Here is a 2,325-nt window from a genome sequence, read left to right as displayed (position 1 = left end):
TTGCAAGATCGCGATCTACTCCAACATGGCCATCGGGCGCTGCGGCTTCCGGAGGTCGCACTGCGTGATCACTCCCCGCCAAGTGCGACAGACCCATTTACAGCCGGAACTTACACCAGAGCGAGCGGCGGCCGGGACCGGCCGAAGAGCCGCACGCCCGGCCGACCGATCCGCCAGGCCGCGCCCAGCGCGCATCACGCTGGGCGCTCTTCGGTTAGGCCAGGCGTCGCCGGCCATGAGCAGGGTTCCCGTTCGCTCTCCACTCACCTGCACCAGGCGCGTTTTGCCTGGTCATCATGGATGCCGTCATGGTTTGCGGTCATGAAAGCGAGGGTGTTCTCAAGCGGGACGCGTCTGATGGTGTGGCTCCTCGCGGACTTGTCCGCGCAGTGACTTCGCCCAGGCCGCCTGCTTTCGACTCCGGCTGCGACATGGAGCGACCCAACCATCTGCCGATCACGGGCGTCGGTAACGGATGAGAGGAGTCATCTTGGACCCCAATGACAGCTTCCGCGAGTTCATGGCCGTCCATCAGCAGTCGCTGATGCGGACGGCCTACCTGCTCACGGGGGACGCCCACCTGGCCGAGGACCTGCTGCAGAGCGTGCTGCTCAAGGTGCTCAGCCGCTGGCCCAAGCTGGCGGACGTCACCAGTCCGCAGGCGTACGCCCGCAAGGCTCTGGTCAACCAGTACATCTCCTGGCGCCGGCGTCTGGCCAGGGTGGCTGAGCTGCCGAGAGCCGAGCCGCCGGATCGGCCGTACTCCACCGAGGATTCCACAATCGTCCGGATCGTCATGCTGCGAGCGCTCGCGCAACTGCCGCCCAAGCAGCGGGCGGTGATCGTTCTGCGCTACTACGAGGACCTCACCGAACACGAAACCGCCAAGCTGCTGAGCTGCTCGATCGGCACGGTCAAGAGCCAAGCCCATCATGCGCTCGCCCGGTTACGAGTACTCGCGCCGGAGCTGGCACCGAAGTTCGCCGAAGTGGAAGACCTGAAGGGAGCACACCGATGATCTGGCTGCGAGATGCACTGGACGACGTGGCCGACAACGCGCCCCAGGTAGACCTGACCGAGCGGACGATCAGGATCCGCGAGCGGCGGCGACGCAGGACGGTCTCGATCGTCGCGGCCACCGCGGTCGTCGCCACCGCGCTCGGCGTGACGTCCGCCGTACGACTGCTGCCTGCGGAGCCGAGCCCGGCCGTCGCACCCAGGACGGTGAGCGACCTGCCGGCGCGCGGGGTGGAGCCACTGAGCCACGCCTTCATGACATTCTGCCGACCGCAGAGTGGCAAGGCACCGGCGGGATGCGTGAACGGCGGCTGGCGGGTGGTCACCCGTGGTGGCACGACGTACCGGGTGACGCAGGCCCTGTCCGGTTCACCGTCGGGGCTCCGGCCGAGCCCGCTGGCGATCAGCCGGGACGGCAGTAAGATCGCGTACTACGACACCAAGGCGGGCACCTTCGCGGTGCGCGACCTCGCCTCCGGAACAGTGCTCACGGCGCCGACGAAGGTGCCCAAAGCCTGGCTCGGCAGTATCGCGCACCTCCTGCTGTCGGATGACGGCCGCTTCCTCGCCTTCACCAAAAGACCGCCACTCAAGGACCCGGCCATGCTGTTCGACATGCGCGAGCGCATGGCCCGGCCGCTGCCGAACGGCTGGAACCCCATCGGCCTGTCCCCGGACGGTGACACGATCACCTTGGCGGAGTACGCGCCTAAAACCCGTCTGCAGACCATCACCCGGCTCTGGCAGACGTCCACGGCGAGCAACACGACAACCGTCGACGTCGCCGGGCACTACCTGGTCGGCGCGCTCGGGCCCGACGGGAACAGCGTCGTCGCGGTGGAGAGCGTGGAAGCGGGCATCACCGGATGCCTGAGAAGCGGGGCCAACCTCGTGCATCTGGACCGGAAAACCGGCAAGGTGCTCCGGAGGATCCCCGTGCGGGGCCTGTCCATGACAGCCAACCGCGTCTACCTGCGCAGCTGGACCGGCCCTCACGAGATCACGGCCCTGGCTACGCCCCTGGTATGCCATGAGCAGGACGACAACGCGCCTGTATCGAGCCTGGACCCGCCATACGTTCCCTTCACGGCCTACGCGGTGAACGTCGAGACCGGCAAGGCCAGAAAGCTCGCCACCTACACTGCCCAAGGCTTCTTCCACCTGGTGCTCCCGGGCTTCCCCGGCACCCTGTGACGGATCATCTGGGGTCCCGGACTGGTGGGCTCGCTTATTCAACTGTCGTCAGTTCGGCGGGGTGGCCTGGGAGCAGTGACTGTGTGTGGTCGCCTGGGGCGTAGCGGTTGTAGC

At 67.1% G+C, this 2,325-nt stretch carries 2 protein-coding genes; both read left to right on the top strand.

Annotated features, from left to right (window positions below; all coding sequences use genetic code 11):
* The first annotated feature begins 490 nt into the window (after positions 1-490).
* Positions 491-1,018 carry a SigE family RNA polymerase sigma factor gene (locus tag ACIHFD_RS67780; protein ID WP_397375955.1) on the top strand — a complete coding sequence of 176 codons (528 nt, stop codon included), beginning with the start codon at positions 491-493 and terminating at the stop codon, positions 1,016-1,018.
* Entirely contained in the window at positions 1,015-2,211 is a 1,197-nt protein-coding gene (locus tag ACIHFD_RS67775; protein WP_397375954.1) for a hypothetical protein, read from the top strand. The genes ACIHFD_RS67780 and ACIHFD_RS67775 overlap by 4 nt, the downstream gene beginning before the upstream one ends.
* The last annotated feature ends 114 nt before the right edge of the window (positions 2,212-2,325 follow it).

It is taken from the genome of Nonomuraea sp. NPDC051941 (assembly GCF_044593615.1).
The sequence above is the reverse complement of the archived record's forward strand: the minus strand, read 5'-3'. Positions and strand labels throughout refer to the sequence as shown.